This is a genomic window from Mesorhizobium sp. Root102, from assembly GCF_001425625.1.
GTDB lineage: Bacteria > Pseudomonadota > Alphaproteobacteria > Rhizobiales > Rhizobiaceae > Mesorhizobium.
The window spans coordinates 139,494-164,052 of record NZ_LMCP01000012.1 but is presented as its reverse complement, the minus strand read 5'-3'; the positions used below and the strand labels follow the sequence as shown (position 1 = coordinate 164,052).

At 64.5% G+C, this 24,559-nt stretch carries 24 protein-coding genes and 1 tRNA gene; 12 read left to right on the top strand and 13 right to left on the bottom strand.

The genetic code is table 11. From position 1 onward, the window contains the following. Positions 1 to 13 precede the first annotated feature (13 nt). The 3 genes from ASD12_RS11935 to leuD all read right to left on the bottom strand — a co-directional run bounded on the left by ASD12_RS11935 (position 14) and on the right by leuD (position 2,210). Positions 14 to 397 (bottom strand): RidA family protein, encoded by a 384-nt coding sequence (locus ASD12_RS11935; RefSeq protein WP_056585646.1) that lies wholly within the window; start codon positions 395 to 397, stop codon positions 14 to 16. Positions 398 to 619: 222 nt separating this feature from the next. Continuing rightward, a complete protein-coding gene (locus tag ASD12_RS11930; RefSeq protein ID WP_056585644.1) occupies positions 620 to 1,543 on the bottom strand; it encodes a hypothetical protein in 924 nt (307 codons plus the stop codon). A 61-nt stretch (positions 1,544 to 1,604) separates the two neighbouring features. Then, positions 1,605 to 2,210, bottom strand: coding sequence for a 3-isopropylmalate dehydratase small subunit (gene leuD / locus ASD12_RS11925; protein ID WP_056585642.1), 606 nt, complete (start codon positions 2,208 to 2,210; stop codon positions 1,605 to 1,607). A 291-nt stretch (positions 2,211 to 2,501) separates the two neighbouring features. Here leuD and ASD12_RS11920 point away from each other — a divergent pair, with 291 nt between their 5' ends. The 5 genes from ASD12_RS11920 (at position 2,502) to ASD12_RS11900 (ending at position 5,108) form a co-directional block, all read left to right on the top strand. Further along, the gene (locus ASD12_RS11920) at positions 2,502 to 2,927 is read left to right on the top strand and encodes a GNAT family N-acetyltransferase (protein ID WP_056585640.1); all 426 of its coding nucleotides are present in this window, start codon (positions 2,502 to 2,504) and stop codon (positions 2,925 to 2,927) included. A 76-nt stretch (positions 2,928 to 3,003) separates the two neighbouring features. Beyond that, entirely contained in the window at positions 3,004 to 3,321 is a 318-nt protein-coding gene (locus ASD12_RS11915; RefSeq protein ID WP_082525391.1) for a metalloregulator ArsR/SmtB family transcription factor, read from the top strand. After that, complete coding sequence (locus ASD12_RS11910; RefSeq protein ID WP_056585636.1) at positions 3,321 to 3,767, top strand: SRPBCC family protein; 447 nt, start codon at positions 3,321 to 3,323, stop codon at positions 3,765 to 3,767. The genes ASD12_RS11915 and ASD12_RS11910 overlap by 1 nt, the downstream gene beginning before the upstream one ends. Positions 3,768 to 3,810: 43 nt before the next feature. Beyond that, positions 3,811 to 4,302 (top strand): SRPBCC domain-containing protein, encoded by a 492-nt coding sequence (locus tag ASD12_RS11905; protein ID WP_056585634.1) that lies wholly within the window; start codon positions 3,811 to 3,813, stop codon positions 4,300 to 4,302. A gap of 74 nt (positions 4,303 to 4,376) precedes the next feature. Next, positions 4,377 to 5,108: a DUF72 domain-containing protein gene (locus tag ASD12_RS11900; protein WP_056585632.1), complete on the top strand. Its 732-nt coding sequence runs from the start codon at positions 4,377 to 4,379 to the stop codon at positions 5,106 to 5,108. Here the strand turns inward: ASD12_RS11900 and ASD12_RS11895 are convergent. From ASD12_RS11895 to ASD12_RS11880, 4 genes are read right to left on the bottom strand one after another with little or no spacing between them, the layout of a single operon-like run. Continuing rightward, positions 5,105 to 6,271 (bottom strand): FAD-binding oxidoreductase, encoded by a 1,167-nt coding sequence (locus ASD12_RS11895; RefSeq protein ID WP_056585630.1) that lies wholly within the window; start codon positions 6,269 to 6,271, stop codon positions 5,105 to 5,107. The two genes, ASD12_RS11900 and ASD12_RS11895, sit on opposite strands and share 4 nt — an antisense overlap. Before the next feature lie 36 nt (positions 6,272 to 6,307). Beyond that, the gene (locus ASD12_RS11890) at positions 6,308 to 7,909 is read right to left on the bottom strand and encodes an ATP-binding protein (protein ID WP_056585628.1); all 1,602 of its coding nucleotides are present in this window, start codon (positions 7,907 to 7,909) and stop codon (positions 6,308 to 6,310) included. Beyond that, on the bottom strand, positions 7,900 to 8,592 hold the full coding sequence (locus ASD12_RS11885; RefSeq protein ID WP_056585627.1) for a response regulator transcription factor: 693 nt from the start codon (positions 8,590 to 8,592) through the stop codon (positions 7,900 to 7,902). Before ASD12_RS11885 ends, ASD12_RS11890 begins: the two co-directional genes overlap by 10 nt. 3 nt (positions 8,593 to 8,595) lie before the next feature. After that, positions 8,596 to 10,140 (bottom strand): DUF4173 domain-containing protein, encoded by a 1,545-nt coding sequence (locus tag ASD12_RS11880; protein WP_056585625.1) that lies wholly within the window; start codon positions 10,138 to 10,140, stop codon positions 8,596 to 8,598. A 411-nt stretch (positions 10,141 to 10,551) separates the two neighbouring features. Between ASD12_RS11880 and ASD12_RS11875 the strand changes: the two genes are divergently transcribed. Beyond that, the gene (locus ASD12_RS11875; protein ID WP_056585623.1) at positions 10,552 to 11,427 is read left to right on the top strand and encodes a CoA ester lyase; all 876 of its coding nucleotides are present in this window, start codon (positions 10,552 to 10,554) and stop codon (positions 11,425 to 11,427) included. A 35-nt stretch (positions 11,428 to 11,462) separates the two neighbouring features. Next, positions 11,463 to 11,669: a DUF1737 domain-containing protein gene (locus ASD12_RS11870; protein WP_056585621.1), complete on the top strand. Its 207-nt coding sequence runs from the start codon at positions 11,463 to 11,465 to the stop codon at positions 11,667 to 11,669. Positions 11,670 to 11,690: 21 nt separating this feature from the next. On the opposite strand, the gene ASD12_RS11865 is transcribed toward ASD12_RS11870, so the two are convergent. Further along, entirely contained in the window at positions 11,691 to 12,113 is a 423-nt protein-coding gene (locus tag ASD12_RS11865; protein WP_023763026.1) for a metallopeptidase family protein, read from the bottom strand. A 182-nt stretch (positions 12,114 to 12,295) separates the two neighbouring features. Between ASD12_RS11865 and ASD12_RS11860 the strand changes: the two genes are divergently transcribed. Genes ASD12_RS11860 through ASD12_RS11850 form a run of 3 tightly spaced genes read left to right on the top strand, consistent with a single transcriptional unit; the run spans position 12,296 to position 18,100 of the window. Beyond that, a complete protein-coding gene (locus tag ASD12_RS11860) occupies positions 12,296 to 13,330 on the top strand; it encodes a hypothetical protein (protein WP_056585619.1) in 1,035 nt (344 codons plus the stop codon). Next, positions 13,272 to 14,750 (top strand): DUF6504 family protein, encoded by a 1,479-nt coding sequence (locus ASD12_RS11855; RefSeq protein WP_056585617.1) that lies wholly within the window; start codon positions 13,272 to 13,274, stop codon positions 14,748 to 14,750. Before ASD12_RS11860 ends, ASD12_RS11855 begins: the two co-directional genes overlap by 59 nt. After that, positions 14,747 to 18,100 (top strand): error-prone DNA polymerase, encoded by a 3,354-nt coding sequence (locus ASD12_RS11850; protein WP_056585615.1) that lies wholly within the window; start codon positions 14,747 to 14,749, stop codon positions 18,098 to 18,100. The genes ASD12_RS11855 and ASD12_RS11850 overlap by 4 nt, the downstream gene beginning before the upstream one ends. Before the next feature lie 54 nt (positions 18,101 to 18,154). Here the strand turns inward: ASD12_RS11850 and ASD12_RS11845 are convergent, their stop codons facing one another. The 4 genes from ASD12_RS11845 to ASD12_RS11830 form a co-directional block, all read right to left on the bottom strand. Next, complete coding sequence (locus ASD12_RS11845) at positions 18,155 to 18,400, bottom strand: Trm112 family protein (protein WP_056585613.1); 246 nt, start codon at positions 18,398 to 18,400, stop codon at positions 18,155 to 18,157. 172 nt (positions 18,401 to 18,572) lie between these two features. Continuing rightward, on the bottom strand, positions 18,573 to 19,244 hold the full coding sequence (locus tag ASD12_RS11840) for an LON peptidase substrate-binding domain-containing protein (RefSeq protein WP_056585611.1): 672 nt from the start codon (positions 19,242 to 19,244) through the stop codon (positions 18,573 to 18,575). A gap of 176 nt (positions 19,245 to 19,420) precedes the next feature. Further along, the gene (trxA, locus tag ASD12_RS11835) at positions 19,421 to 20,422 is read right to left on the bottom strand and encodes a thioredoxin (protein ID WP_056585609.1); all 1,002 of its coding nucleotides are present in this window, start codon (positions 20,420 to 20,422) and stop codon (positions 19,421 to 19,423) included. An 84-nt stretch (positions 20,423 to 20,506) separates the two neighbouring features. Next, positions 20,507 to 21,004: a prolyl-tRNA synthetase associated domain-containing protein gene (locus ASD12_RS11830; protein ID WP_056586787.1), complete on the bottom strand. Its 498-nt coding sequence runs from the start codon at positions 21,002 to 21,004 to the stop codon at positions 20,507 to 20,509. Positions 21,005 to 21,265: 261 nt separating this feature from the next. On the opposite strand from ASD12_RS11830, the gene ASD12_RS11825 reads away from it, so the two are divergent. Then, positions 21,266 to 21,340: transfer RNA gene (locus tag ASD12_RS11825), tRNA-Gly, on the top strand. A gap of 531 nt (positions 21,341 to 21,871) precedes the next feature. Then, positions 21,872 to 23,116, top strand: a complete 1,245-nt coding sequence (locus ASD12_RS11820; RefSeq protein WP_056585607.1) for a Xaa-Pro peptidase family protein — start codon at positions 21,872 to 21,874, stop codon at positions 23,114 to 23,116. Between the two features lie 5 nt (positions 23,117 to 23,121). Here ASD12_RS11820 and ASD12_RS11815 read toward each other — a convergent pair whose 3' ends face one another. Further along, positions 23,122 to 24,558, bottom strand: a complete 1,437-nt coding sequence (locus ASD12_RS11815) for an amidase (RefSeq protein WP_056585604.1) — start codon at positions 24,556 to 24,558, stop codon at positions 23,122 to 23,124. Between the last annotated feature and the right edge of the window lies 1 nt (position 24,559).

Here is a 24,559-nt window from a genome sequence, read left to right as displayed (position 1 = left end):
CGCTTGACCGCCTTCAAGCCGTGCGCCGCAGCGCGGTGACTTCGATCTCGATCTTCATTTCCGGCTTGTTGAGCTGGCAGACGATCATCGTCGCCGCCGGCCTGATGTCGCCGAACGTCTCGCCCAGGATCGGAAAGACGATGTCCACGAAGGCCTGGTCGGTGATGTAATAATGCGCCCGCACCACGTCGGCCATCTCGAAGCCGCCATCCTTGAGCGCCTTGCCGATCGTGGCCAGGCAATGGCGCGTCTGCGCCTCGACCGTCTCCGGCATCGTCATCGTCGCATAGTCGTAGCCGGTCGTGCCGGACACGAAGCACCAGTCGCCCTGCACCACGGCACGCGAATAGCCGGCGGTCTTTTCGAACGGGGAACCGGTGGAGATCAGTTTTCGCATATGAGGGGCCTTGCTTGGGTTGTCGGCCAGCATTAGCAGGCGGAACGGCGCGGGTCGTGGGCCAAGCCAGGCGAACTGTTATCCCGGAAGCGAAGCGCGAACCTCCTAGATTGGCTGAAGCATCCCTTCCGTCGTCATCCTATGGCGGAGCAAGGAGCGTAGCGACACGGCGCAGACCCCTGGATGACGAAAGCGCGGGGGGCGCCGCGCAACGCTAATGCCTTAATTTGCAGTCCCCAGCGCCTTGTCCAGCGCCTCCTTGACATCGGCCGGCCATGTCGTCACCGCCGGCCAGGCGTCGGGCTCGGGCTTGTCGCCGCGACGGGCGAAGTAGAGCTTGTGCTGGGCCGGGTCGACCGCCATGAAGCCGTCATTGCCGCCGCAGTCATGCGGTACGCAGCCGCTGGCGTAGAAGACGCCCGAAGCGGTCTTTTCCGTGCCGCCGCCGACCAGCAGGCTGGTCGCCATGTCGGGCATGTCCTTGCCGAGCAGCTTTTCCGCTTCCTTGTAGACGGCCTCGTTGTGGAAAGCGTCGATGATGTTCTGGTACTTTTCCGGATCGATGTCCTTCCAGTCGGTGCCGGGTTCCGGCATGTAGGTCAGGTTGCCCGAGATCGTCAGTCCGTCGGTCGGCGACCACTGCAAGGCCGGCTTCTCATCCCCCGGCAACAGATAGGGCACGAAATAGATGGCGTTGTCGGACACCGCCGAGGGCGGCGCGCCGCAGTCGTCCTGCTCGACGGTGGTGCTCTGGATGGTGCCGCCTTCCGGCTTCCAGACGATCACCGTGGCCGGTCCGCATTGGTTGCCGCCATCGCCGACATCGAACAGCGCCACCTTGACGCCGCCGACCTCGACTATTCTGTCGAAGAAGACGTCATAGTTGGTGGCCAGTTGCTTGCCGTCATAGGCAAGCACCTTCTCACCGTCCTGTTCCGGTTGGGTGATGGTCAGCGTGCCGCCCTCGAAGGGTACAGGCGCTTGGCTGTCGTCATCGGAAGCGTCGGCGGCGTCTGTCCCTTGGTCCGTAGCAGACTTTTCGGCCGCAGACGGCGCGGTGGGCGTCTGCGTCTGGGCATGGCTCAAAGTGGCAGCCATCAAAAGAAACGCCAGCCCGCAGGTGCCAGCAAGAAGCGAACGAGTCATGACTGTCCTCCGCTGAGTCGCCACGAACCCGGCCTGTGGCGGCCGGGTCAGATCCTACCACTCAGGCCCAGGGGCGCTGTTCGGCGTTGCGCTTCTCGAACGAAGCGATGGCGTCGGCCTTCTCCATGGTCAGGCCGATATCATCGAGACCATTGAGCAGGCAGTGCCGCTTGAAGTCGTCGAGGTCGAATTTGACCACGCCGCCATCCGGCCCGCGGATTTCCTTGGCCTCGAGGTCGACCGACACCGTGGCGTTGGAGCCGCGCGACGCATCGTCCATCAGCTTCTCGAGATCCTCGGGGCTGACGGTGATCGGCAGGATGCCGTTCTTGAAGCAGTTGTTGTAGAAGATGTCGGCGAACGAGGTCGAGATGACGCAGCGAATGCCGAAGTCGAGCAGCGCCCACGGCGCGTGCTCCCTGCTCGAGCCGCAGCCGAAATTATCGCCGGCAACCAGGATCTGCGCCTTGCGGTAGGCCGGCTTGTTGAGCACGAAATCCGGATTTTCCGAACCGTCGTCCTTGTAGCGCATTTCGGCGAACAGGCCGGTGCCAAGCCCGGTGCGCTTGATCGTCTTCAGATAATCCTTGGGGATGATCATGTCGGTGTCGACATTGACGATCGGCATCGGAGCGGCGACGCCGGTGAGCTTGGTGAATTTTTCCATGGCTTTTGCCCGTGTTTTCGTTGCGGGAGGATTTGCTGACGCCGGTTTACACAAAGCCGGCGGCAAATAAAAGGCAACTGTTTGTGCGGGACGCATCGCCTATAGCAGGCAAGGCCAGTTTGAAAATCTGGCGACGACCCGCCCCGTCTCGACCGGGGGCCTCCAGCATGTAGCTGGCGCTCTTCCCCTGAGCTACGGGCCGCCGTAGTGGCTGTATCATGCCACCCGCTGAAACTGAACCACCTCAAAAATGGCTTCGAGATCCTGGCCAGCTGATGCAATCTGGCCGTCATGGCAGAAAACTCTCACGTCCTCTATGCACGCGAACCAGCACTCGACGTCGCCGAATTCCGTCGCGTGCTGGTCGAATCCGGCCTCGGCGGGACACGCCCCGTCGATGACGACATCAGGCTGCAGGCGATGCTATCGGGCGCCAATCTGGTGCTGACCGCGCGTCTCGACGTGGAGGGCAAGCCGCTGATTGGCGTTATCAGGGCGCTCACCGACTTCTCCTGGGTCTGCTACATCTCCGAACTCGCCGTTTCCCAATCGGCGCAAGGGCTCGGCATCGGCAAGGGCCTGATGGCCGAGGCGCGCCGGCAACTCGGCCCGTCCGTCGCCATCAGCCTGATCTCCATGCCCGGCGCCGTCGGCTTCTACGAACGCATCGGCATGAAGCGCATGGCCGACGCCTTCTGGTTCTCCCGCAAGGGCTGACCTTCCTCACAAAGCCGTGACGTTTCTGATGACCTTGGTCGCTTGACATGCAACCAAATGGTTGCATATTAAAGCTATGAGCATGGATGCCGTCTTTCGCGCCTTGGCCGACCCGACCCGTCGGCAGTTGCTGGACAGCCTCCATGCCAGGAACGGGCAGACGCTGAACGCGCTGTGTGAACAGATGGACATGACGCGCCAGGCGGTGACCAAGCATTTGGCGATCCTGGAGGAGGCCAACCTCGTCACCACCATCCGCAAGGGGCGCGAGAAGGAGCACTATCTCAACCCCGTTCCCATCAACGAGATCGCCGACCGCTGGATCGGCAAATTCGAGCGGGGGCGGCTGACCGCTCTCGGCGACTTGAAGAAACGCCTCGAAAGGGAAGACTGATGAGCAACAAGTTCGTCTACGTGACCTACATCCGCACCACGCCCGAAAAGCTCTGGGAGGCGCTGACCGAGCCGGAATTCAACCGGCAGTTCTTTCTCTGCTCCTATCAGGAGAGCGATTGGAAAGTGGGCTCCAGCTGGAATCTGATGTTCCCGGACGGGCGCGTTGCCGACAGCGGCGAAATCCTCGAGATCGATCCGCCCAGACGCCTGGTCATCAAATGGCGCAATGAATGGATGCCGGAGGTGAAGGCCGATGGCTACACGCGCTGCACCTTCATCATCGAGCAGGACGGCGAGCTTATGAAGCTTGCCGTCACCCATGAAGCGGACGGGCCGCACAGCCTGATCGGGAACGTCGCCAAGGGGTGGCCGCTGGTACTGGCCAGCTTGAAGAGCCTGCTCGAGACCGGCAAGGGTTTTGAGCGTCCGCCATCAAAAGGATGAAACCTCGTTTCGAGAGCGAAACAAATTTGATGTGGAGGCATCCATGATGCAAATTGCCAGAGTGCACAGCATGACCAACGGCGAGACGATCATGGCATCCGCCGAGATCGAAGCGCCTCCGGAACGCATCTTCAGAGCGCTGGTCGGCAAGGAAGTCGAGCAATGGTGGGGATCTGCCGCTACCTACCGGATGGTCGACTGGTCGGCCGACCTCCGCGTCGGTGGCCATTGGACCGTTGTTGTCCGGACGGCTGGCGGCAGGGACCTGCCGGCCAGCGGCGAATTCCTCGAGCTCGAGGCGCAGCGCCGGATCGTGCAGACGCGGGTCTATGCATGGGACCATCCAACACTTGGCCGACGGCAAACGACGATTGCCTGGCTGCTGGAGCCGACCGCCAAGGGCACGCGCCTCACCATCTGCCATGGTGGTTTTTCTGGGGTGAGCGAAGCGGCCACCGAGCATGCCGAGGGTTGGGGTCGCGTGCTGGCCTGGCTGCAGGCCTATGTCGAGGCTGAAAGACTGGCGGCGGCCTGAGCAGCGGGTCAGTGGCAGCGGCCCTTCACGCACCCTCGCCTTGACCTACACCTGATCTGGTCCACATCCCATGCATGGAAAAGCAGGGATGTTTCATAGGTACGGCCGGCTGGGGAATTCCGACGCGATACAAGGATGATTTCCCGCAACCCGGTTCTCACCTCGAACGCTATGCCAAGCGCCTTCCTATCGTCGAGATCGACACCTCCTTCTACAAGACGCATCGCCGCGAGACCTATGAACGCTGGGCGGGCTCCGTGTCGGATCATTTCCGCTTTGCCGTCAAGACACCAAAGGCGATGACCCATGAGCAGCGTCTCGTCGGCTGCGAGATGCTCTCTGAGGCCTTTCTCCAGCAGGTTGAAGGTCTCGGCGAAAAGCTAAGCGTGCTTCTGGTGCAGCTGCCGCCAAGTTTGCCCTTCGAGGCAGGCGTCGCAGGTGGTTTCTTCGACATGTTGGGGAGGCGAACCCCGGCAAGGCTGGTATGCGAGCCGCGCCATTCAAGCTGGTTCGATGCGGAGGCCGATACGCTTCTGACTAGCCGCCAGGTTGCGCGTGTTGCGGCCGACCCGGCTCCGGTGCCTGCAGCGGCGATCCCGGGCGGCTGGCCCGCCCTTGCCTATTTCCGCTGGCATGGCGTGCCGCGCGTCTATTATTCGGACTACGATGCCGAAAGTCTCGACGGGTTTGCGCGGCAAGTGGAAGGGGTGGTGGCTTTAGGCGCCGAGGCCTGGTGCATTTTCGACAACACGGCATCGGGGCACGCGCTCGGCAACGCTCTCGCCATCGATGCGATGCTTCGCTAAATCACATTCAATTCCCGAAACGCCCGCCCTTCCGCAACACGGCCATAGCCAAACGCCGAGCAGTCCACCGTGCGGTAGCCGCCATGCACGATCAACTCGGCCAGCGCCTTGCCGACCGCCGGCGCCTGCTGCAGGCCGTGGCCGGAGAATCCGTTGGCGAAGATGAAATTGCCGACTTCAGGATGCGGGCCGATCACCGCGTTCTGGTCGAGCGTGTTGTAATCGTAGTGCCCGGCCCAGGCACGCGTCGGCTTGATCGCTTCGAAAGCCGGAATGCGGGTCGCCAGCACCGGCCAGATCACCTCTTCGAACAGCGGCCAATCGACGTCGAAATCCCCGGGGGCGGCGGGACCGTCGCCCTCTTCCGGCTCGGCGCCGCCGGTGAGATAGACCGAGCCTTCCGGCCTGACATAAATGCCGGAGGGATCGACCAGCAGCGGCATGTCGGCATATTTCTCGCGCGCCTCGAAGACGAAGACGTTGCGCTTGCGCGGCTCGACCGGCAGCGCCAGCCCTGCAAGAGCTGCCACCTTGCCGGCATTCGGCCCGGCGGCGTTGATGATGGTGCCGGCTTCCAGCACCTCGCCATTGTCGAGGCTCACACCGATGACACGGTTGCCGTCGCGCGCAATACCGGTGACATCAGCGGTGATGAAATCGATCTTCTTCTGCCGCAGCGCCTTGCGGAACAGCATCAGCATCGCATGCGCGTCGAACCAACCCTCGCCGCTGCGGCCATAGGCGCCGGCGGCGATGCCCTCGGCCGACAGCCACGGGAACCGACGGACCAGCTGATCCACGTCCTCCAGCACGATGTCGGCGCCCTCGGCCATCTGCGCCTCGTGATTGCTCTTGAGGATCGGCAAGCCGTCCTCGCCGGCAAGAATGAGATAGCCGCCTTCGCGAAAGCCGATATCGGCATCCGCGCCGAACTCTTCCTTCAGCCGCCGGAACAGTTTCAGCGTGAACTGCGACAGGCGGATGTTTTCCGGGATCGAGAATTGCTGGCGGATCGAGGCCATGGACAGCGTCGTTGCCGCGTGGGCGAATTGCGGGTCGCGCTCGACCAGCGCGATCGAACCGGAAAACCCTTCCTCGCGCAGATAATAGGCAACCGAGGAGCCGACGATGGCCCCGCCGATGATGACGATGTCGTAGCGCACGCTTTCTCGCCTTTCCGATTCGAGCCGCTGATCAAATTACGCGGCGGGCAAAATGATCTCGAAGCGCGTGCCGCGTTCGGAGTCAACCAGGCGGATCATACCATCATGCGCTTTCAAGAGGGCCAGCACGATGCCGAGGCCCATGCCGGTGCCGCCCGAATCGCGGCGCGTGGTGAAGAACGGTTCGAAAATGCGCGCCCGGTTGCTCGGCGAAATGCCGGCGCCATCGTCGCTGACCAGAATGGTCGCCTTGCCACCGGCGCTCGCCGCCGTGACCGAAACCAGCGTCGCGCCATGTCGGGCCGAATTGTCGATGAGATTGGCAAGCACGATCGCCGCGTTCTCGGCCGATATGCGCAAGGCCAGATCGCCGCCGGCCTCGACGCGAACCGTCAGCCTGTTGTCGACGGGCAGCAGCGCCAGTGCCGCACCGGTCGAGGTGCTTTCGCCGCTCGGCGCCAGGTTTTCGGCGCGTGCCAGGTCAAGCAGGCGCCGCACCAGCAGATTAAGCCGCCCGGCATCGGTGACGATATTGTTGGAGAAACGCCGCCGCTCCGTATCATCCATCGCACTGCCGGAATCGCGCAGCAATTCGGCCGCGCCCTGGATCGCCGTCAACGGCGATTTGAGCTCGTGCGAGACATGGGTGGCGAAAGTCTGGATCGAGTCCGATCGCGCCTGCAGTTTTTCGGCCATGTCGAGGAAAGCGGCGGACAGCTCCGCCATCTCATATGTGCCGTGGTGGTCGAGCGGCCTGATCGCCGCGCGATCGCCGGCGGCGATGCGCTGGGTGCGATCGATCAGCGCATAGATCGGCCGGCTGACGGTGCGCAGGAAGACGAGGCCGATGAGCAGCGTACCGCCGATTATGGCGATGGCCGCCAACGTCACCTTGCCGCGCTCGCCATAGAGATGTTTGATGATGTTGTTGGGCGTCCGCGACACATAGACCACGCCGGCGACCTTGCCCTCGACAGCGGCCGGCAAGGCGACGAAGACACGCACCTTGGTGCCCCTGCTGACCGAATAGAGCGGTGGCGCCGGCTGGTCGGGGATACGCAGCCTGAGCGCGCTGGCATAGCGGCCGGCGAGTGCGGCTCGCACCTCTTCAACGTCAGCGAGCGATTGTCCAACCTCGCCGCGTCCGGCAATGACAACGCCCCGGGGATCGAGCAGGCGGAAGCCGGCCAGCGTGGTTTTCTGCGTGGTGTCGAGAATGCCGGACAGGCGCGCGCCGAACGCCGCGAAGGCTGGATCGATGGTCGCAGCGACCGCCGCCGGTCGGGTTGGAAGCACATGATCCGAGGCGAGATCGAGTTGCGGCTCGACCGGCCTGTACAGCGGGTCAGGATTCGCGCTTCGGCTTGAATCCCCGCTTGGCCCCGGCATCGGCGCGCCGAGTTTTTCCGCCGGAATGCCGGCGTCGCTCACATCCTGCGCATAGATGGCGGCTATGGCCGCGCCTTGCGCGATCAGCTCCGCCTCGGTCTGGCGGATCAGCTGGTTCTCGTAGAGCCGGAAGAAGAACAGGCCGACCAGCGGCAGGGCCATCACCAGGATCAGGATGGCGACGACGACCATGGCGAGGCGAGGTCGCCATTTGCGGCCGATCCATTTGCTGGAAGTCGTCAGCCGCATCGGCCGAGCCGGAAGCCGACGCCATGCACGGTCTCGATAACATCCGGGCAACCCACTGCCGCCAGCTTGGCGCGGATGTTGCGGATATGGCTGTCGACGGTGCGGCCGGCGACATGGATCTTGCCGGCATAGGCGCTGGCCATCACCGCGTCGCGGTCGAGCACATGCGTCGGCCGCGCCAGAAACCCCTTCAGGATCGAGAATTCTATCCCCGTCAGGGCAAGCGGCTGGCCGTCGAAGCTGGCGGCATGGCTGGCCGGCGCCAAGGTGAGTTTGCCATGCGCGAACTGCCTGTCGTCGGCCGGTTCGGGCGGTGCCGGGCGAGCGCGCCGCAGGATGACGTTGACGCGGGCGACCAGCTCGCGCGGGCTGAACGGTTTCGTCACATAGTCGTCGCCGCCCATTTCGAGCCCGAGGATGCGGTCGATCTCCTCGTCGCGCGCGGACAGGAACAGCACCGGCACATCGGATGTGTGCCGCAGCCGGCGGCAGACCTCCAGCCCATCCATTTCCGGCATGCCGATGTCGAGCACGACCAGGTCAGGTGTGCGCCGTCCGATCGCTTGCAGGGCAGCCGCGCCGTCGGCCACACCTTGCGTCTTCATGCCGGCCTTCTCCAGCGCAAAGCAGATCACTTCGCGGATATGCGGATCATCGTCGGCGACGAGGATGTGATGCGGCATGGATCAGCGGCCCGGCACGTAAGGTTCGGCAGCGGAGGGAATCACGAGCGGGCCTCTCCTGTCGAGATAACGATTGAGCCGCCAGTCGCGAAAGCTCCAGGCTCGCCAGTTTTGCTGGATGATGCGATACCAGCCTTCGTCGATCCCACGCAATCTGGCAAGTTCGCGAACCGCGCCGGCGGCAGCCGTCTTTTCCTGGTGATCGAAGAAACGATCAAGCGCCGGAAACGCGCCCGGACCGAGCGAGCGCAGATACCAGGCGTCGAGTGAAATACCCTGGCCGGTCATTTCGAGGGAATGGTCGACATTGTAATTGGCGATCAGCGCAGCGAAGTTGATGAAACAGCAGGCATAAAGCGTCAGAGATAACGTCAGAAGATTGGCGGACAGCAGCCATTCATTGGATTTTCCAAGCGCGATGCGGGCGATGATCAGGGCAAGGCCTGATACCACCAGCCCCATCCAGACGAAGGCGGCGACGCGCCAGTAGGTCAGCGCATAGATGCCGATATAGAGGTCGAGCCGCAGGATCGACGAGATGACCAGCATGATGTTCTGCGCCACCCAGGCATAGACCAGCCGGCGGATGACCGGATCGGCTGATGCAGCACTTCCGGGCCGCAGCGCCGCCAGCACGAAGCCGGCGGCAAGCAGCGCGGTGACGATCAAGGGATAGGCGCCGCGATGCGCGTAGGCGGCGTAGCTCAGCCCGTCGGGAAGGGCGGCCCCGCCCCACAGATAGGTGGCGTCGAGCCCGGTCTGCAGCGCAAACAGCATGTTGAACATAACAAGCGCGCGAAGGATGGCCGCCTTGCCGAACAGCATGTCCTCCATGGTGGTGATGGTTCCCTCGGATTGAGCGCTGATATCAGCCACCGGCGTCGCGCGCGGGAGACGGCGGAGCAGACGTGGCAGGCGTGGCCGCAGAAAAGCCCAGACGCCGGCGAGCACGAACAGCCAGAAGGCAAGCCGAGCCAGTTGGATGAGATCGAGCAGCTTCAGCAGGTCGATCAGCGACAGCCAGTAGTCGATGACCGGGTTGGCGGCGCCGAACAGCGCCAGGAAGACTGCGCCCAAGGTCAGCGGCATGACCCAGACGGCGATCGCCGCCAGGCGTACGCGGCGCCGGCCAAAGCGCCGCGCCGTCTTGCGCCAACGGATGAAATCGCCAACGAGCCGGAAAGGCGCCGCCAGCAGGAACAGCGCGATCTGGCCGGCAATGCGGGCGATGCTATGTCGCAGACGGCCGCTGAGCGAAAGCGCGAAGACGACCAGCCCCGCCAGCGCGGTCGAGACCGACAGGGCGCTGACGGTCTCGGCCAGCGGCAGCAGCGCGACAAGCAGGGCGATGGGCTTGAGCCAGACCCTGCCGTCGCTGAAGGCCGCCGGGTGCACGGCGACGACCGCGGCGGCAATCAGGAGGGCGAACAGGAAAACCGTGATCCCGGCGGGCTGGCCGTAGAACAGAAAATCCGCCAGCCCGACCAGCAGGGCGGCAACGCCAAGGCGGCTGCAATAGCTCGGCGCGGCGGAAAACAACGCTGTCACGACCTGGCTTTCCTGATGGCGTCCCGCCGAATTGCCGGCGGGCTCTTGCGGACAAAGGGAATGAGGATCGCCGTCATGCGCGGCGGATCGGCCAGCCACCAGCCTTCGCTGCGCAACCGATGAGGCAGACGGGGTTTTGCTCGCTTTTGCATGCCGCCTGTCTCGCAGGCCGGCAGGGAGATCGCAGGGCGGATCCGAGGAGGTTTTCGGCAAGCGTGTGCAGTTTTTGTGCAGACAGGGGCGCCGAGCGTCTACCTCCCCCTTGTGGGGAGGTCGGACCGAAGGTCCGGGTGGGGGTCCGGCGCCGCACCCCCACCCCGCTGCTTCGCAGCGACCCTCCCCACAAGGGGGAGGATGGGCGCAAAGCCCTGCGCGCTTGCCTCCACCAACCGCACGCGGCATAGATCACGCATGGAAACCTATCGCCCGCGCCGCTCGGTGCTCTACGTCCCGGCCTCCAACGACAAGGCGCTGGCCAAGATCGCACAGCTTTCCTGCGACGCCGTCATCATCGACCTGGAGGACGCCGTCGCTCCAGCCGACAAGATCGCCGCGCGCAAAAAACTGGCCGGCATTTTCGCCAACCGTGACGGCCGTCGCTGCGAGATGGTGGTGCGCATCAATGCGCTGGCCAGCGAATGGGGTGCCGACGACCTGCTGGCCGCCGCAGGCTGCGAACCCGACGGCATCCTGTTGCCCAAGGTCGACACGCCGCGCGACCTGCTCGAGGCCGGCGATGTGCTCGACGACAATTTTGCTCCCGACAGCGTGAAACTGTGGGCGATGATCGAGACGCCCAAGGCGCTGCTCAACATCGGCGCCATCGCCGAATTGGGCCGCGACCCGGCCTCACGTTTGGCTTGTTTCGTTGCCGGAACGAATGATCTCGTCAAGGAGACCGGCGTGCTGGCGACGCCTGACCGGCGCTACCTCGTGCTATGGCTGATGCAGATGGTGCTGGCCGCGCGCGCCGGCGGCATCGACATGCTCGACGGCGTCTCCAACGATTTTCGCGACCTCGACGCCTTCGCCCATGAATGCACCGAGGCGGCCGCCATGGGGTTCGACGGCAAGAGCCTCATCCACCCGGCCCAGATCGAAGCCGCGAACCACGCCTTTGCGCCATCCACTGAGGCAGTGGCCGATGCGCGGCAGGTGAGAGATGCCTTCGCGCTCACCGAGAACGCCGGCAAGGGCGTGATCGCGCTGAACGGCAAGATGGTCGAACGGTTGCACCTGGCGCAGGCCGAAAAACTGCTGGCGAAGGCCGCCGCCATCGGGGCATGATATCGGCTAAGGTTATTCACGACAGGACTTGAGACATGAAACTCTACCGCTTTCTGACCGGCCCGGACGATGCCAGCTTTTGCCACAAGGTGACGGCGGCGCTGAACAAGGGCTGGCACCTGTTCGGCTCGCCGACCTATGCCTACGACAAGAAAGCCAAGGCCATGCGCTGCGGCCAGGCCGTCGTGAAGGATATCGACGGTCAGGAATACGGGCCGGACACCAAGCTCAGCGACTGGTAGGCTTTTCGCTGAAGCACCCCGCTATTCCGCTGCCTCTTCGATCTTCTCCATATCATCGTCCGACAGGCCGAAATGGTGGCCGATCTCGTGGATCAGCACGTGGGTGACGATGTCGCCCAGCGTCTCTTCGTTCTCGGACCAGTAGTCGAGGATGGCGCGGCGGTAGAGCGTGATGCGGTTCGGGCCTTCGCCGGTCTGCGGGTTCCAGCGCTCGGCGATGCCGCGCCCCTCGAACAGGCCGAGCAGGTCGAAGGGCGTTTCCAGCGACAGATCGTCCATGATCTCGTCGGTCGGGAATTCGGCGATCTGGATGACGATCTCGCCGGTCAGCTTGCGAAAATCCTCCGGCAGATGGGCGTACGCCTCCAGCGCCAGGAACTCCATTTCGTCCATCGAGGGCGAGAGTTCGTCGTGCCAGGTGCGGGTCTTGTAGATGCGAGCCATGCTTTGTCCTTTAATCCCGGCATATAGGCTTTCGCACCGGAATCGGCAAACAAACGGGCTGATGCGCCTACGCCATCCTTGCGGAGAGGAATAAATTCCCCATGACTCCGCTTGACTCTTCCGGGTCCCTCTGGAATCTATAAGAACATAACAGGAACAATTGTGAATGGAAGCTGACCGTCATGGCGATGACCGCCGTGGCGCGGGAGACTGTTTTTGCCCTGCGCCGCCAGATCGCGAAAATCGAGGGAACGCTGCCCGAGCGCTTGGCTGCCGCGACCTCCGATGCTGACGTCAACACCGATCTCACAATCGTCCGGCGCGGCATTGCCGCGGCGTTGCCGGATGCTTTCCTGCCCATCGGCGTCGAGCGTCTCGATGCCGCCCTGAGTGGCGGTCTGCCGAAGGCCGCCTTGAGCGAAATCCATGGCACGCAAACCCGCGATGCCGGGGCCGTCGCCGGTTTCGCCCTGTCGCTGACAAGCCTGATCCTCAAGCAGGCGCCGGGGCTGCCGGTGCTGTGGATCGGCACCACGGAGATTTTCCGCGAGGCCGGTTTTCCCTATGCCCGGGGGCTTCGCGCCTCCTTCGGCATCGGGCCGGAGCAATTGCTGTTTTCCGAGGCGCCCCGACTTGTCGATGCGCTGTGGGTCGCCGAGGAGGCGGCCCGGATGACGGCGCTTGCCGCGGTCATCCTGGAAATCCGCGGCAATCCGCAGCGGCTGGACCTGACCGCGACACGCCGGCTGCATGCAAGGGCGCAAGGTGCCGGCCGGCCGGTGTTCCTGCTGCGGCAGGCGGCCGAGCCCGAACCGACGGCGGCGCCCCTCCGCCTCATCGTCGCCTCGGCGCCGGCAGCGCCGCGCGACACCATCGCCGGGCCGCTCGCCGGCTCGATCGGCCGCCCGGCCTTCACCCTCACCATCGGCAAGAGCCGCACGGCCCTGCCTGGACAATTCACACTGGAGTGGAACCCCGATGAACGCGCATTCGACGAAAGAGCAAGCGGGGAAAGAGGGGGGGAGGAAAGACAACGGGCAAAGAATTCTGTCCCTGTGGTTTCCCTATCTGGCCGTGGAAAGGATCCTGCGGCAGCGCCTGGGGCGGTCCTGGCGTTCCCGGCCGTCGGATCACCTGCCGCCATCTCACCCACCGCTCGTGATCAGCCATCGCGACCGCAACGCGCAGCGCATCTCGGCCCTCGACGAGCGGGCTGAAGCACTGCACCTGAAGCGCGACATGGGCATCGCCGATGCGCGCGCCATGCATCCGTCGATCGACGTCGTCGAGGCCGATCCGGAAGCCGACCGCCGCCTGCTCGAAGGCCTTGCCGACTGGTGCGACCGCTACACCCCGCTGGTGGCGCTGGACGGGGCGGACGGCCTGTTTCTCGACGTCACCGGCTGCACCCATCTGTTCGGCGGCGAACGCGCCATGCTGGACGACATCCTGTCGCGTTTCTTCCACCAGGGCTTCGATGTCCGCGCCGGGCTTGCCGCGACACCGGGTGCTGCCTGGGCGGCGGCACGGTTTGCCGGCGACCGCATCGTGCCTTGCGGCGAGGAAGAGGCGCTGCTTGCCCCCCTGCCGCTGGCCGCACTGCGCATCGAGCCGGCGACCCGCGCCAGCCTGGAAAGCGTCGGCCTGCGCACGGCGGGCGCCGTCATGGCGGCACCGCGCGCGCCGCTTGCCCGCCGCTTCGGCGCCTTGCTGCTCCTGCGCCTCGACCAGGCGCTTGGCCGCCTCGACGAAGCGGTGTCGCCACGCCTGCCCGTCGCGCCGCTTTCGGTCGAACGTCATCTGGCCGAACCCGTCACCTTGACCGAGGACATCGAACGGCTGGTGGGCATGCTGGCGGCGACCTTGAAAACCGATCTCGAGCGCCGCGGCGAGGGCGCCAGGACGCTGGCGCTGCTGCTCTTTCGCGTCGACGGCGCCGTCAGCCGCATCGCCATCGGCACCTCGCGGCCGATGCGCGAACCCCGGCTGATCCAGCGCTTGTTCCATGAGCGGCTGGCCGCCCTCGAACAGGATATCGATGCCGGCTACGGCTTCGATCTGGTGCGGCTCTCGGTGCTGACATCAGCCGCCTTCGACATGCAGCAGGCCGACCTTGCCGGCGAGGTGATCGATGACGGCGCCGATATCGCGCTGTTTGCCGACCGCATCCGCGCCCGGCTCGGCGAGGGCGCGGTGCTGCAGCCGGTCACTGTGGAAAGCCATCTGCCGGAGCGCGCCGTCGTCACGATCCCCTTCACCGAAGCGCCGCGCCGGACCACGCCGCCGAAGAAGCCGGACAGGCTGCAGGCGCCAAAAACCATCTTCCCGCCGGAACGGCCGATCCGGCTGTTCCGCTCGCCCGAGCCCATCGACGTGCCGGCCACTGAGATGCCGGAGGGACCGCCGCTGAACTTCCGCTGGCGGCGCGCGCTCTACCGCGTCACCCGGGCCGAGGGGCCGGAACGCATCGCCGCCGAATGGTGGCGGGAAGTGCCAAGCGACGAGGCGGCATCGACGCGCGACTATTTCCGCATCGAGGATGCCGATGGCCGCCGCTACTGGCTCTACCGGCAAGGCCTTTACGGCGGCGGCTCGCAAGTGCCGCCGCGCTGGTTCCTGCATGGGGTCTTCGCATGAACGCGCTGACCGTCATTCCCTATGCCGAGTTCGGCATCCAGTCGAATTTCTCCTTCCTGCGCGGCGCCTCCAAGCCGGAGGAACTGGTGGTCGCGGCCAAGCTCCTCGGCTTCTCCGCGATCGGGCTTGCCGACCGCAACACGGTGGCCGGCGTGGTACGCGCCTGGCAGCAGGCCAAGGTCGAAAAGCTTTCCTATCACCCCGGCTGCCGGCTGGTTTTTGGCGACGGCACGCCGGACATTCTCGCCTATCCCAGGGACCGCAAGGGCTGGGGGCATCTCTGCCGCATGCTCACCCAGGCCAATCTGCGCGACGAGAACGAAAAGGGCGCCACCCTTCTCCAGCGCAGCGACCTCCTCGAATGGGGGGATCTGATGTCCCTGGCGGTGCTGCCCGATCTGTCGGCGGGAGCGCAAGATAGTCTTACCCTGCTTGGTGAGCTCAAGGGCCGCTTCGGCAAAAGCCTGCGGCTTGGCGTTTCGCCTGACTATGCCGGAAATGACCGTTTCCGGATCGAGCAGGCAGCGGCGATGGCCGATAGCGCCGGCATTCCGCTGATGGCGACCAACGATGTCCTCTACCACACGGCCGAACGGCGCCCGCTACAGGACGTGCTGACCGCGATCCGCCTCAACACGCCCGTCGCCGAGGTCGGGCTGCAACTGGCGGCCAATGCTGAACGCCATCTGAAGCCGCCGATGGAAATGGCCCGCCTGTTCCGCCGGCATCCGCAGGCGATGGCCGAGACCTTGCGGTTTGCGGAAGAACTGACTTTTTCGCTGAGCGACCTCCAGTACAATTACCCCGATGAGCCGACGGAATCGGGCCTCGGGCCGCAGGCCGAACTGGAACGGCTGGCGCGGGAGGGAGCGGCAGACCGTTATCCGGCGGGTGTGCCGGCTTCCGTGATCAAGCGCATCGAGGAAGAGCTCGCTCTGATCGAACGCCTCAACTACGCCCGGTATTTCCTGACCGTCCACGACATCGTGAAGTTCGCTCGCAGCCAGGACATTCTCTGCCAGGGCCGGGGTTCGGCCGCCAACTCGATCGTCTGCTTCTGCATCGGCATCACCGAAGTCGGGCCGGACAGGATCGACACACTTTTCGAGCGCTTCATTTCCGAGGAGAGGAACGAACCGCCAGATATCGATGTCGATTTCGAGCATGAAAAGCGCGAAATCGTCATGCAGTACATCTACAAGAAATACAGCGGCAAACGGACCGCACTTGCCGCCGCTGTGATCAGCTATCGCGGCCGCTCGGCGCTGCGCGAAGTGTCGAAGGCAATGGGGCTGTCGGAAGACGTCAGGGGGTCATTGTCCGGTTCGATCTGGGGCTGGTCGACCTCTGAACTCGGCGAGAAGGAAGCCCGCGCCGGCGGCCTCGACCGCACCGATCCGGTGTCGCGGCATGTGATGGAACGCGCCAACGAGATCATGGGCTTTCCCCGTCACCTTTCCCAGCATGTCGGCGGTTTCGTCATCACCCGGGATCGGCTCGACGAGATCGTGCCCATCGTCAAGACGGCGATGGACGAGCGCAAGATGGTCGAATGGGACAAGGACGATCTCGACTCGGTGAAGATCCTCAAGGTCGACATCCTGGCGCTCGGCATGCTGACCTGCCTCCAGCGCGCCTTCACCTTGCTTACTGACCACTATCCGAAGGCAAGGGACTCATACGGGCAACCCTATGTGTTGGCCACCCTGCCGGCAGAAGACGCCCGGGTCTACGACATGATCTGCCGCGCCGATACGCTCGGCGTCTTCCAGATTGAATCGCGCGCCCAGATGTCGATGCTGCCACGTCTCAGGCCGCGCGAGTTCTACGATCTCGTCATCGAGGTGGCTATCGTGCGCCCGGGTCCGATCCAGGGCGACATGGTGCATCCCTATCTGCGCCGCCGGCAAGGCAAGGAGGAGGCGGAATACCCCAAGCCGGAGCTGAAAGAAATTCTTGGCAAGACACTCGGCGTACCGCTGTTCCAGGAGCAGGCGATGAAGATCGCCATCGTCGCCGGCGGCTTCAGGCCCGGCGAAGCCGATGAACTGCGCCGTGCCATGGCCACCTTCAAGCGCACTGGCACCATCGGCAATTACCGCCAGCGCATGATCGACGGCATGGTTGGCAAGGGATACACGAAGGACTTCGCCGAGCGCTGCTTCAAGCAGATCGAGGGCTTCGGCGAATACGGCTTTCCCGAAAGCCATGCCGCCTCCTTCGCCCTGCTCGTCTATGCTTCCTGCTGGTTCAAGACCTTCTACCCCGACGTGTTCTGCGCCGCGATCCTGAATTCGCAGCCGATGGGGTTTTACCAGCCGGCCCAGCTCGTCCGCGACGCAAGCGACCATGGCGTCGATATCCGCGACGTCGACGTCAATTTCTCGGTCTGGGACTGCACGCTGGAGGAATTCCCTTTCGATCCGGCCCGCATCCTCCCTCGCCACGCCGAAATGCGCGGCGTCATCGAGACAAATCATGCGCTGCGGCTCGGCTTCCGGCAGATCAAGGGTCTGTCGAAGGACCGCATGGAGGCTTTCGTCGAGCGGCGCGGCTCAGGCTACTTATCCGTGAGGGATGTCTGGCTGCGCTCCGGCCTCGATGTCCACGAGATCGAAAGGCTGGCGCAGGCCGACGCTTTCCGTTCGCTTGGCCTCGACCGCCGCGAGGCGCTGTGGGCGGTGCGCGCGCTCGACGGCAAGAGCGCCGCCGAAAGGCTGCCGCTGTTCGACCAGCCTGCGCTCCACCTGCGCGAGCTGGAACCCGAGACGAAGCTGCCGAAAATGCCGCTTGGCGAGCATGTCATCCACGACTACCGCTCGCTCGGCCTGTCGCTGAAGGCACATCCGGTCGCCTTCCTGCGCGAACGGCTGGACAGGGCCGGAGTAACGCCCAATGCGAACCTGCCTTCCGTGCGCGACGGCAGGCGTGTCTCCGTTGCCGGCCTCGTGCTGGTGCGGCAGCGCCCCGGCAAGGGCAACGCGATCTTCCTGACGCTGGAGGACGACAAGGCCGTCGCCAACGTCATCTTCTGGCAAAGAACCTTTGACCGATACCGGCCGATTGTCATGGGCGCGCGGTTCGTACGGGTCACCGGCAAATTGCAGTCGGAATCGGGTGTGGTCCACATCGTCGCCGAAAAGATCGAGGACCTGACGCCCTGGCTGACCGTGCTTCTGGAGAAGGTCAGCGAGGCCGCACCAGCGACCGCCGGTCCTCCGGAACGCGCTCCCAGGGCGCGCGATCGCTCCAGCCGTCCCGCGATACAAGACAAGCCGATCCGACAGGATCTCGCAACGCTGTCGGAAGAGGCGGAAAGGGTCATGCCCAAGGGGCGTAATTTTCAGTAGGCATGGCCATGCCAAGAGCGGAATGAAAGCGGACGTCGGCGATCCTTCGCCCCCTCAGCCCGGCCCGCTCTGGCGCGGCGGCGGGGCCAGCACATCCTCAACAGACAGCGTCCGCGCTTCCGACGGAAGCATGATCGGGATGCCGTCGCGCACCGGATAGGCGAGCTTGGCGACCCGCGAGACCAGCTCGCCGCGCTCCGGATCCCAGGCCAGCGGCCCCTTGGTCAGCGGGCAGGCCAGCAGTTCCAGCAGCTTGGGGTCGACATTGGCCTTCTTTCCGTCACGCCCATCCGCGGCCATAAGATTCTCTTCCCAGCCCGTTGCAGGCCCAAGATGTGTTGAGGTTCAGGTTAGGTCGAGTCGAAAATGGTGGCATCCGAGAACCGGAGCGGAGCATACGTTTCGTACGTGAGCACCGGAAGCACCGGAAGCCGTCATTTGCAGGCCGGCATCACCTGAATGTCGGCACATCCTACTGCAAACTCGAACCAAAGTCCTCATTCTCGCGCGCCAGCGCCATTTCGGTGATGGCGATCAGCGTCTCGGCCCGTGTCTTCAGGTCGGCTGCTTCGAGCAGCGCCTGTTTCTCGGCCGGCCCGTAGGGCGCCATCATCGACAGCGCGTTGACCAGCATGGCATTTTCGGCCCGGCTGACGCTTTCCCAGTCGGCCTCCAGGTCGTTGGCCTGCAGATAGGCGCGAAATGCCTTGAGCAGCGATGGCCGGTCGATCTCGTTCGCCGCCTGATCTTCATCGAGATCGGCAAGAAAGGGCGCCAGCTTGCCCTGGCGAAACGGCGTCTTGACCGTCAATTCGTGGGCGATGCGGAACCGGCACACGCCCTGCAGCGAAATCAGATAGCGGCCGTCGCCGGTCTCGGAAAAGGCAATGATTCGCCCGGCGCAGCCCACACTGCAGAGCTCCGGCTCGCCGTCATCGCGCAAGGCTCCGTCGAGACTGGGCTGGATGACGCCGATGAGCCGCGAGCCGGAGATGGCCTCGTCCACCATCTGCAGATAGCGCGGCTCGAAGATGTTGAGCGGCATGCGGCCTCCCGGCAGCAAGAGCGCACCCTCGAGCGGAAAGATCGGGATCGTCGACGGCAAATCCTTGGCGAGCCGGTAATGCGCGTTTCCCGCTTGCACCTCATTCCTCCGATCGCGCCACCAGGAAGCGCGTCAATTCCATCCTAAAGCGCGTCGCGCGCTTTAGTCTTTGTTTATGCATGTCGCTCTCCCAAAACCGGGACCCACTTTTGGGCGACATGCATTAATCTGGCGCGGTCATCGCCGACGCCAAGCCCGTGCGGCAAAACAACCGCTCAGGAAAACAGCAACGCCGACAGTTTGCGGCGCGCGCTAAGCGTCGCCTCGTCGGTCATGCCCCAGGCCTCGAACAGCTGCAGCAATTGCGTCCTGGCGCCGTCCTCGTTCCACGTCCGGTCCGCCTTGATGATGGCCAGCAGATTGTCGGCGGCCGCCGTGCGGTCGCCGTTGGCGTTCTGGATCATGGCCAGGTCGAAGCGCGCCTGATGGTCCTTGGGATTTTCCGCCAGCCGCCGCTCGAACTCGGCCGGATTGCCAAGGGCGGCCGCTTGGGCTGCCAGCGCCATCTTGGCGCGCAGGGCGGCCAGCGGCGGTGCATCCTTCTTGGCTTCCGGCGCTGTTGCCAAAAGCGCCTCTGCGCCTTCCGTGTCGCCGGCCTCGAACAGCAGTTCGCCCAGCCCGGCGATTGCCTCGATCGTCTCCGGCGCCTGCGCCAGGACGGCGTCATAAATGTCGGCCGCGGTCTGCATGTCGCCGGCGTCGCGCGCCTCGGTAGCCGCGGCCAGGGCCTCGGCCACCGGCGGCGCGCCATCGCCCTTGCCGCCGACCTTGGTGATGAATTCGTTGATCTGGCTCTCCGGGATGGCGCCCATGAAGCCGTCGACCGGCTGGCCGTCCTTGAAGGCGATGACCGCGGGAATCGACTGGATGCCGAGCTGGCCGGCGATCGAGGGATGGTCGTCGATGTTCATCTTGACCAGCTTGACCTTGCCGCCGGCGGCCTTCACCGCCTTCTCCAGCTGCGGCGTCAGCTGCTTGCAAGGTCCGCACCAGGGCGCCCAGAAATCGACCAGCACCGGCTGGCGGCGCGATTCCTGGATGACGTCGGCGGCAAATGCGGCTGTCGTCGTGTCCTTGATGACATCGGCCGGAGCTGCGGGCACATCGCCAAGCGCGACTTTCGCCGGCGCCGGCGCGGTTCCGCCATATTGCACGGAAGTGGTGTACTGACCGCCATTGCCGCCAAAGGGGCCGCCAAACGGATTGTTGTCGCTCATCTCTTTACCCTTCCATGACGCGGCCGGCCGGCAGCCAGGCGCCACATGCTTCAGACCATCGGTTTCAAGCCATCCATGTGGCGATCACGCGGAGACTTTCAAGATAGCAGCATCGTGCCCGGTTGCCTCGACGAATTTGATCAGGTCGCCCGCCGCGATCGATGTCGTCGCCTCATTGGTCAGCGGATGCCCATTGATCACCGCATGCTCCATCAAATCCTTGTCGAGCACGAGCTTGACCCTGTTTGTCGTATCGTTGATGACGCCAAAGACCGTGACCGCGCCCGGCGTGACGCCGAGAAGCTCCATCAGCATCTCCGGTTTGCCGAAGGAAACGCGGCCGGCGGCGCCGATCACCTGGTGGATCTGCTTCAGGTCGACAACCGCGTCCTCGCCGACGGTGACCAGGAAGAAATTGTCCTTCTTGTCCTTCAGGAAGAGGTTTTTCGTGTGCCCGCCGGCGATTTCGCCACGCAGCGCCTGCGAATCGGCGACCGTGTAGAGCGGCGGATGGCGTTTCGTCGACACGGCGATGCCGAGATCGGCGAGAAAGGCAAAAAGGTCGGCTTCGGTCTTCGGCATCGGTCTCGTCTTCGTCCCGTTTCTCAAGCCAATGCCGTTTACGGCCAATCGGGCGGCCGACACAAGACCGTCATGCGACATCACGGTGAGCGGCACCGCCTTCGCGGTGGCGCGCCCGCCGCCCGCCACTCGCGCCCGCAACAGTGCCGGCGGCTTGCGGACATCGCCCGCCGCTTCGCAAAAAAAGCCTGCGATTTCCCTGTTGCAATCGCCGCGCTCTTCAGCCATATAGGCCCGGCTTGCGGCCAAGACGCCGTGCGAGCGGGTGTAGCTCAGGGGTAGAGCACAACCTTGCCAAGGTTGGGGTCGAGCGTTCGAATCGCTTCACCCGCTCCAATTTCCTTATGGGAAATCAAGCATCGAAAAGCCGCGGTCCGCCGCGGCTTTTTCGTTTCTGGGCGGCTCAGGCGATAGGCACCATTGCGGAGACGGTTTAATGGCCCCGCTGCCTCAGCACATTCGAGACGTTATAAATCTAGCGCTTCTCGATATGCACCTTACCGAGATCGACCACGCTTGCACCGCTGCCGTGTCGTCCCTGAAAGATACACGCGAAACGACAGAGATGCTTTTCGCCGCGCCCTCGGTATCGGCCCGAACGAGCCGGTGCCGGAGCCCGAGACGACTCGACCAGCCGGCCGATTGCGATGCGGCTGGAACACCTGCGGCCGCTAATGCATGTCGCCCAAAAGTGACCTCAGTTTGGGGAGAACGACATGCATAAAGGCAAGGACTTAAAGCGGGTCGCTTGAATCCGTTCAGACGCGATACGCTTTAGCTCTGTATCCAGCGATTACCCGGTATTCGCCCCTTGAACGTCGCTGCCCGGAATGCTCCGTTACCACTTCGGACGTCCGGAGAAGATTGATGACAGGCTTTGTCTGCCGCGAGCGCGCGGCTCAACTGATGGACCGCGCCGGCATCGAGGCGCTGGTGCTGTGCGCGCCCGAGGCCTTCCACTATGCGACCGGGGCCTCGATCGGCCCGGCCGGGCTGTTCCGGCGCGCCGGCGCTGGCTTCGTCGTCATCCCGGCTGGCCAAGACCTGCCGATCGGCGTCGTGGTGGCGGATTTCAATGCTGCACAGTTGCAAAGGGCTCTGCCGGACGCTGTCATCCGCAGCCATCCGATCTGGATCGAAACCGCCACGCTTGACGCCTCGACGTCAGGGCAAGGGCTGGCGCAACGCGTTGAGGCCGGCCTTGCCTCGTCCGGCCGGGCGCCTGGTTTTTCGCGACCGGCTACATTCGAGCTCGCCCATTCCGTTCGCGAGCTGCAGCATATCCTGACCGGGTTCGGACTGGAGCACGCAATGATCGGCGTCGATCTCGATTTCATCGCCGCCGCCGATTTCTCGGCCATGCAGGCGCTGCTGCCGGGCTGCACGATGGTCGACGGCTCGTCGGTGCTCGACAGGTTGCGGGCCATCAAGTCGCAACGCGAGATCGCCCTGCTGCAGCAAGGCATCATCCTGTCGGAAGCCGGGCTGGACCGGCTGCAGGTGGATGCCATGGCCGGCATGCGCCAGGCCGATTTGATTGCCCTGTACCGGGAAGGTGTCGCCACGGCCGCGGCCGGACTGTCGTATCCGGTCGCCACGGCCGAGTATGTCACGCTGGGCGCTCGGGCCAAGGATGCCGATGCGAAAGCCATGCCGGGCGATCCGCTGAAGTGCGACATGGTCTGCACGGTCGGCGGCTACGCCTCCGACATGTCGCGCAATTTCACCTTCGGGCCGTCATCCGCCGAGCAGGCCGAGCTGCATGCAATCGCCGAGCGGGCCTTTGACGACGGGCTGGCATCCCTTGTTCCGGGAACCAGGCTCGCCCACGTGCATCGCGTCGCCACCGACAGCCTGGCGCGGCAAGGGCTGCGCTCCTATCGCCGCGGTCATTTCGGCCATGGCGTCGGCCAGTCGGTCTTCTCAGAACAATGGCCGTTCATTGCGGCCGACAGCGATGTCGTGATCGAAGCCGGGATGGTGCTGGCCTTCGAGATCCCGCTCTACATCGACGGTCTCGCCAGCTTCAATCTCGAGGACCAGTTCCTGATTACGCCGGACGGACCTGTTGCCATGAACCTCATGCCGAGACGGCTGGAGACAATAGGTTAGCCGGCTTATGCAGTCACCGGCGGCCGCCTCTCCTTCCATGGCATCTCGTGTTCCAGCTGCGCCGACGCGGCCAGCACGGTCGCCTCGTCGCCGTAGCGGCCGACCAGTTGCACGCCGATCGGCACGCCGCCTTTCGACCAGCCGAGCGGCAGCGAGATCGCCGGCTGGCCGGAAATGTTGAAGGGGAAGGCAAACACCGAGTCCGCCCATTTGGCGTTGTAGCGGTCGATGTCCGTCTCCGACATGTCGTAATAGCCGAGGAGGCGCGGCAGCTGTGTCAGCGTCGGGGTTATGAAGAGATCGTAGGCGCCGAGGTCGCCGACGATGTCGCGGCCGATCTGCCGCAATTGCTCGACGTCGGAGATGTGCCTGGTACCGCTGGTCGCGCGGCCGCGCTCGATGATCGCCCAGGTCACCGCCTCCACGTCGTTTGGCGTCACCGGCCGGCCGATCACCGTTTCAAGATAATCGAAGGTCGCCGCCGTCTGCACGCAGGTCATGTTGGTGTAGGTCTTCCACACAGCATTGGCGTCGAGCGGCATGTCGTGCTCTTCGACATGGTGCCCGAGACGCTCGAGCGCCGCCACGGTCGCCAGCACCGCCGCCTTCACCTCCGTATCGATGGCCGTGCCATTGGGCGGCGTGACGGAAAAGCCGATGCGCAGTTTCTTCGGTGCCCGCGCCGACAGGCTGAGCCACGAACCGTCCGGGACCGGCGGCGTATAGGGATCACCCGGCAGCGCGCCGGCGACCGCATCGAGATAGGCCGCGGTGTCGCGCACGGTGCGCGAGCAGCACAGGAAATAGGCGCCGCCATACCAGTAGTCGCCGAACGGCGCGAGGCTGACGCGGCCGCGCGACGGCTTCAGCCCGACGATACCGCAGCAGGAGGCCGGGATGCGGATCGAGCCGGCGCCATCGCTGGCCTCGGCGATCGGCACCATGCGCGAAGCGATGGCCGCGGCAGCGCCACCGCTTGAGCCGCCGGGTGTGATGCCTTCCTTCCACGGATTCTTGGTCACACCATAGAGCTTTGGTTCCGTGGTGATCGACCAGCCATTCTCCGGCGCGTTCGACTTGCCGATGAGCACCAACCCGGCCGCCTTCATGCGGCGAACGACTTCGGTGTCGAAGTCGGCGACGACGTCTTTCAGGTAGAATGAGGAGTTGGTGTTCGGCGCCCCCGTCCAGGACGAGGCCAACTCCTTGAGCAGGAACGGCACGCCGGCGAAGGGTGCTGATCTGTCGACCGTCTGGGCCTGGGCGCGCGCCATGTCGTAGAGGCGGTGGATGACCGCGTTGAGCGCCGGGTTGAGCCGCTCGACTGTGGTGATCGCCGCCTCGACCAGTTCCGCCGGCGAAACCTGGCCGCCGCGCACCAGTCCGGCCAGGTCGAGTGCGTCGGACTCGGCATAGGTTTTCAGCAGACTGTCGGTGACCATG

What these genes read in the sequence shown, in the direction of transcription:
- ASD12_RS11915 (WP_082525391.1), top strand. Translation starts at nt 3,004, where the DNA reads ATGAGCATGGATGCCGTCTTTCGCGCCTTGGCCGACCCGACCCGTCGG.
- ASD12_RS11910 (WP_056585636.1), top strand. Translation starts at nt 3,321, where the DNA reads ATGAGCAACAAGTTCGTCTACGTGACCTACATCCGCACCACGCCCGAA.
- ASD12_RS11885 (WP_056585627.1), bottom strand. Translation starts at nt 8,592, where the DNA reads ATGCCGCATCACATCCTCGTCGCCGACGATGATCCGCATATCCGCGAA.
- ASD12_RS11875 (WP_056585623.1), top strand. Translation starts at nt 10,552, where the DNA reads ATGGAAACCTATCGCCCGCGCCGCTCGGTGCTCTACGTCCCGGCCTCC.
- ASD12_RS11850 (WP_056585615.1), top strand. Translation starts at nt 14,747, where the DNA reads ATGAACGCGCTGACCGTCATTCCCTATGCCGAGTTCGGCATCCAGTCG.
- ASD12_RS11845 (WP_056585613.1), bottom strand. Translation starts at nt 18,400, where the DNA reads ATGGCCGCGGATGGGCGTGACGGAAAGAAGGCCAATGTCGACCCCAAG.
- ASD12_RS11870 (WP_056585621.1), top strand. Translation starts at nt 11,463, where the DNA reads ATGAAACTCTACCGCTTTCTGACCGGCCCGGACGATGCCAGCTTTTGC.
- leuD (WP_056585642.1), bottom strand. Translation starts at nt 2,210, where the DNA reads ATGGAAAAATTCACCAAGCTCACCGGCGTCGCCGCTCCGATGCCGATC.
- ASD12_RS11815 (WP_056585604.1), bottom strand. Translation starts at nt 24,558, where the DNA reads ATGGTCACCGACAGTCTGCTGAAAACCTATGCCGAGTCCGACGCACTC.
- ASD12_RS11865 (WP_023763026.1), bottom strand. Translation starts at nt 12,113, where the DNA reads ATGGCTCGCATCTACAAGACCCGCACCTGGCACGACGAACTCTCGCCC.
- ASD12_RS11905 (WP_056585634.1), top strand. Translation starts at nt 3,811, where the DNA reads ATGATGCAAATTGCCAGAGTGCACAGCATGACCAACGGCGAGACGATC.
- ASD12_RS11890 (WP_056585628.1), bottom strand. Translation starts at nt 7,909, where the DNA reads ATGCGGCTGACGACTTCCAGCAAATGGATCGGCCGCAAATGGCGACCT.
- ASD12_RS11900 (WP_056585632.1), top strand. Translation starts at nt 4,377, where the DNA reads ATGGAAAAGCAGGGATGTTTCATAGGTACGGCCGGCTGGGGAATTCCG.
- ASD12_RS11860 (WP_056585619.1), top strand. Translation starts at nt 12,296, where the DNA reads ATGGCGATGACCGCCGTGGCGCGGGAGACTGTTTTTGCCCTGCGCCGC.
- ASD12_RS11830 (WP_056586787.1), bottom strand. Translation starts at nt 21,004, where the DNA reads ATGCCGAAGACCGAAGCCGACCTTTTTGCCTTTCTCGCCGATCTCGGC.
- trxA (WP_056585609.1), bottom strand. Translation starts at nt 20,422, where the DNA reads ATGAGCGACAACAATCCGTTTGGCGGCCCCTTTGGCGGCAATGGCGGT.
- ASD12_RS11935 (WP_056585646.1), bottom strand. Translation starts at nt 397, where the DNA reads ATGCGAAAACTGATCTCCACCGGTTCCCCGTTCGAAAAGACCGCCGGC.
- ASD12_RS11920 (WP_056585640.1), top strand. Translation starts at nt 2,502, where the DNA reads ATGGCAGAAAACTCTCACGTCCTCTATGCACGCGAACCAGCACTCGAC.
- ASD12_RS11930 (WP_056585644.1), bottom strand. Translation starts at nt 1,543, where the DNA reads ATGACTCGTTCGCTTCTTGCTGGCACCTGCGGGCTGGCGTTTCTTTTG.
- ASD12_RS11820 (WP_056585607.1), top strand. Translation starts at nt 21,872, where the DNA reads ATGACAGGCTTTGTCTGCCGCGAGCGCGCGGCTCAACTGATGGACCGC.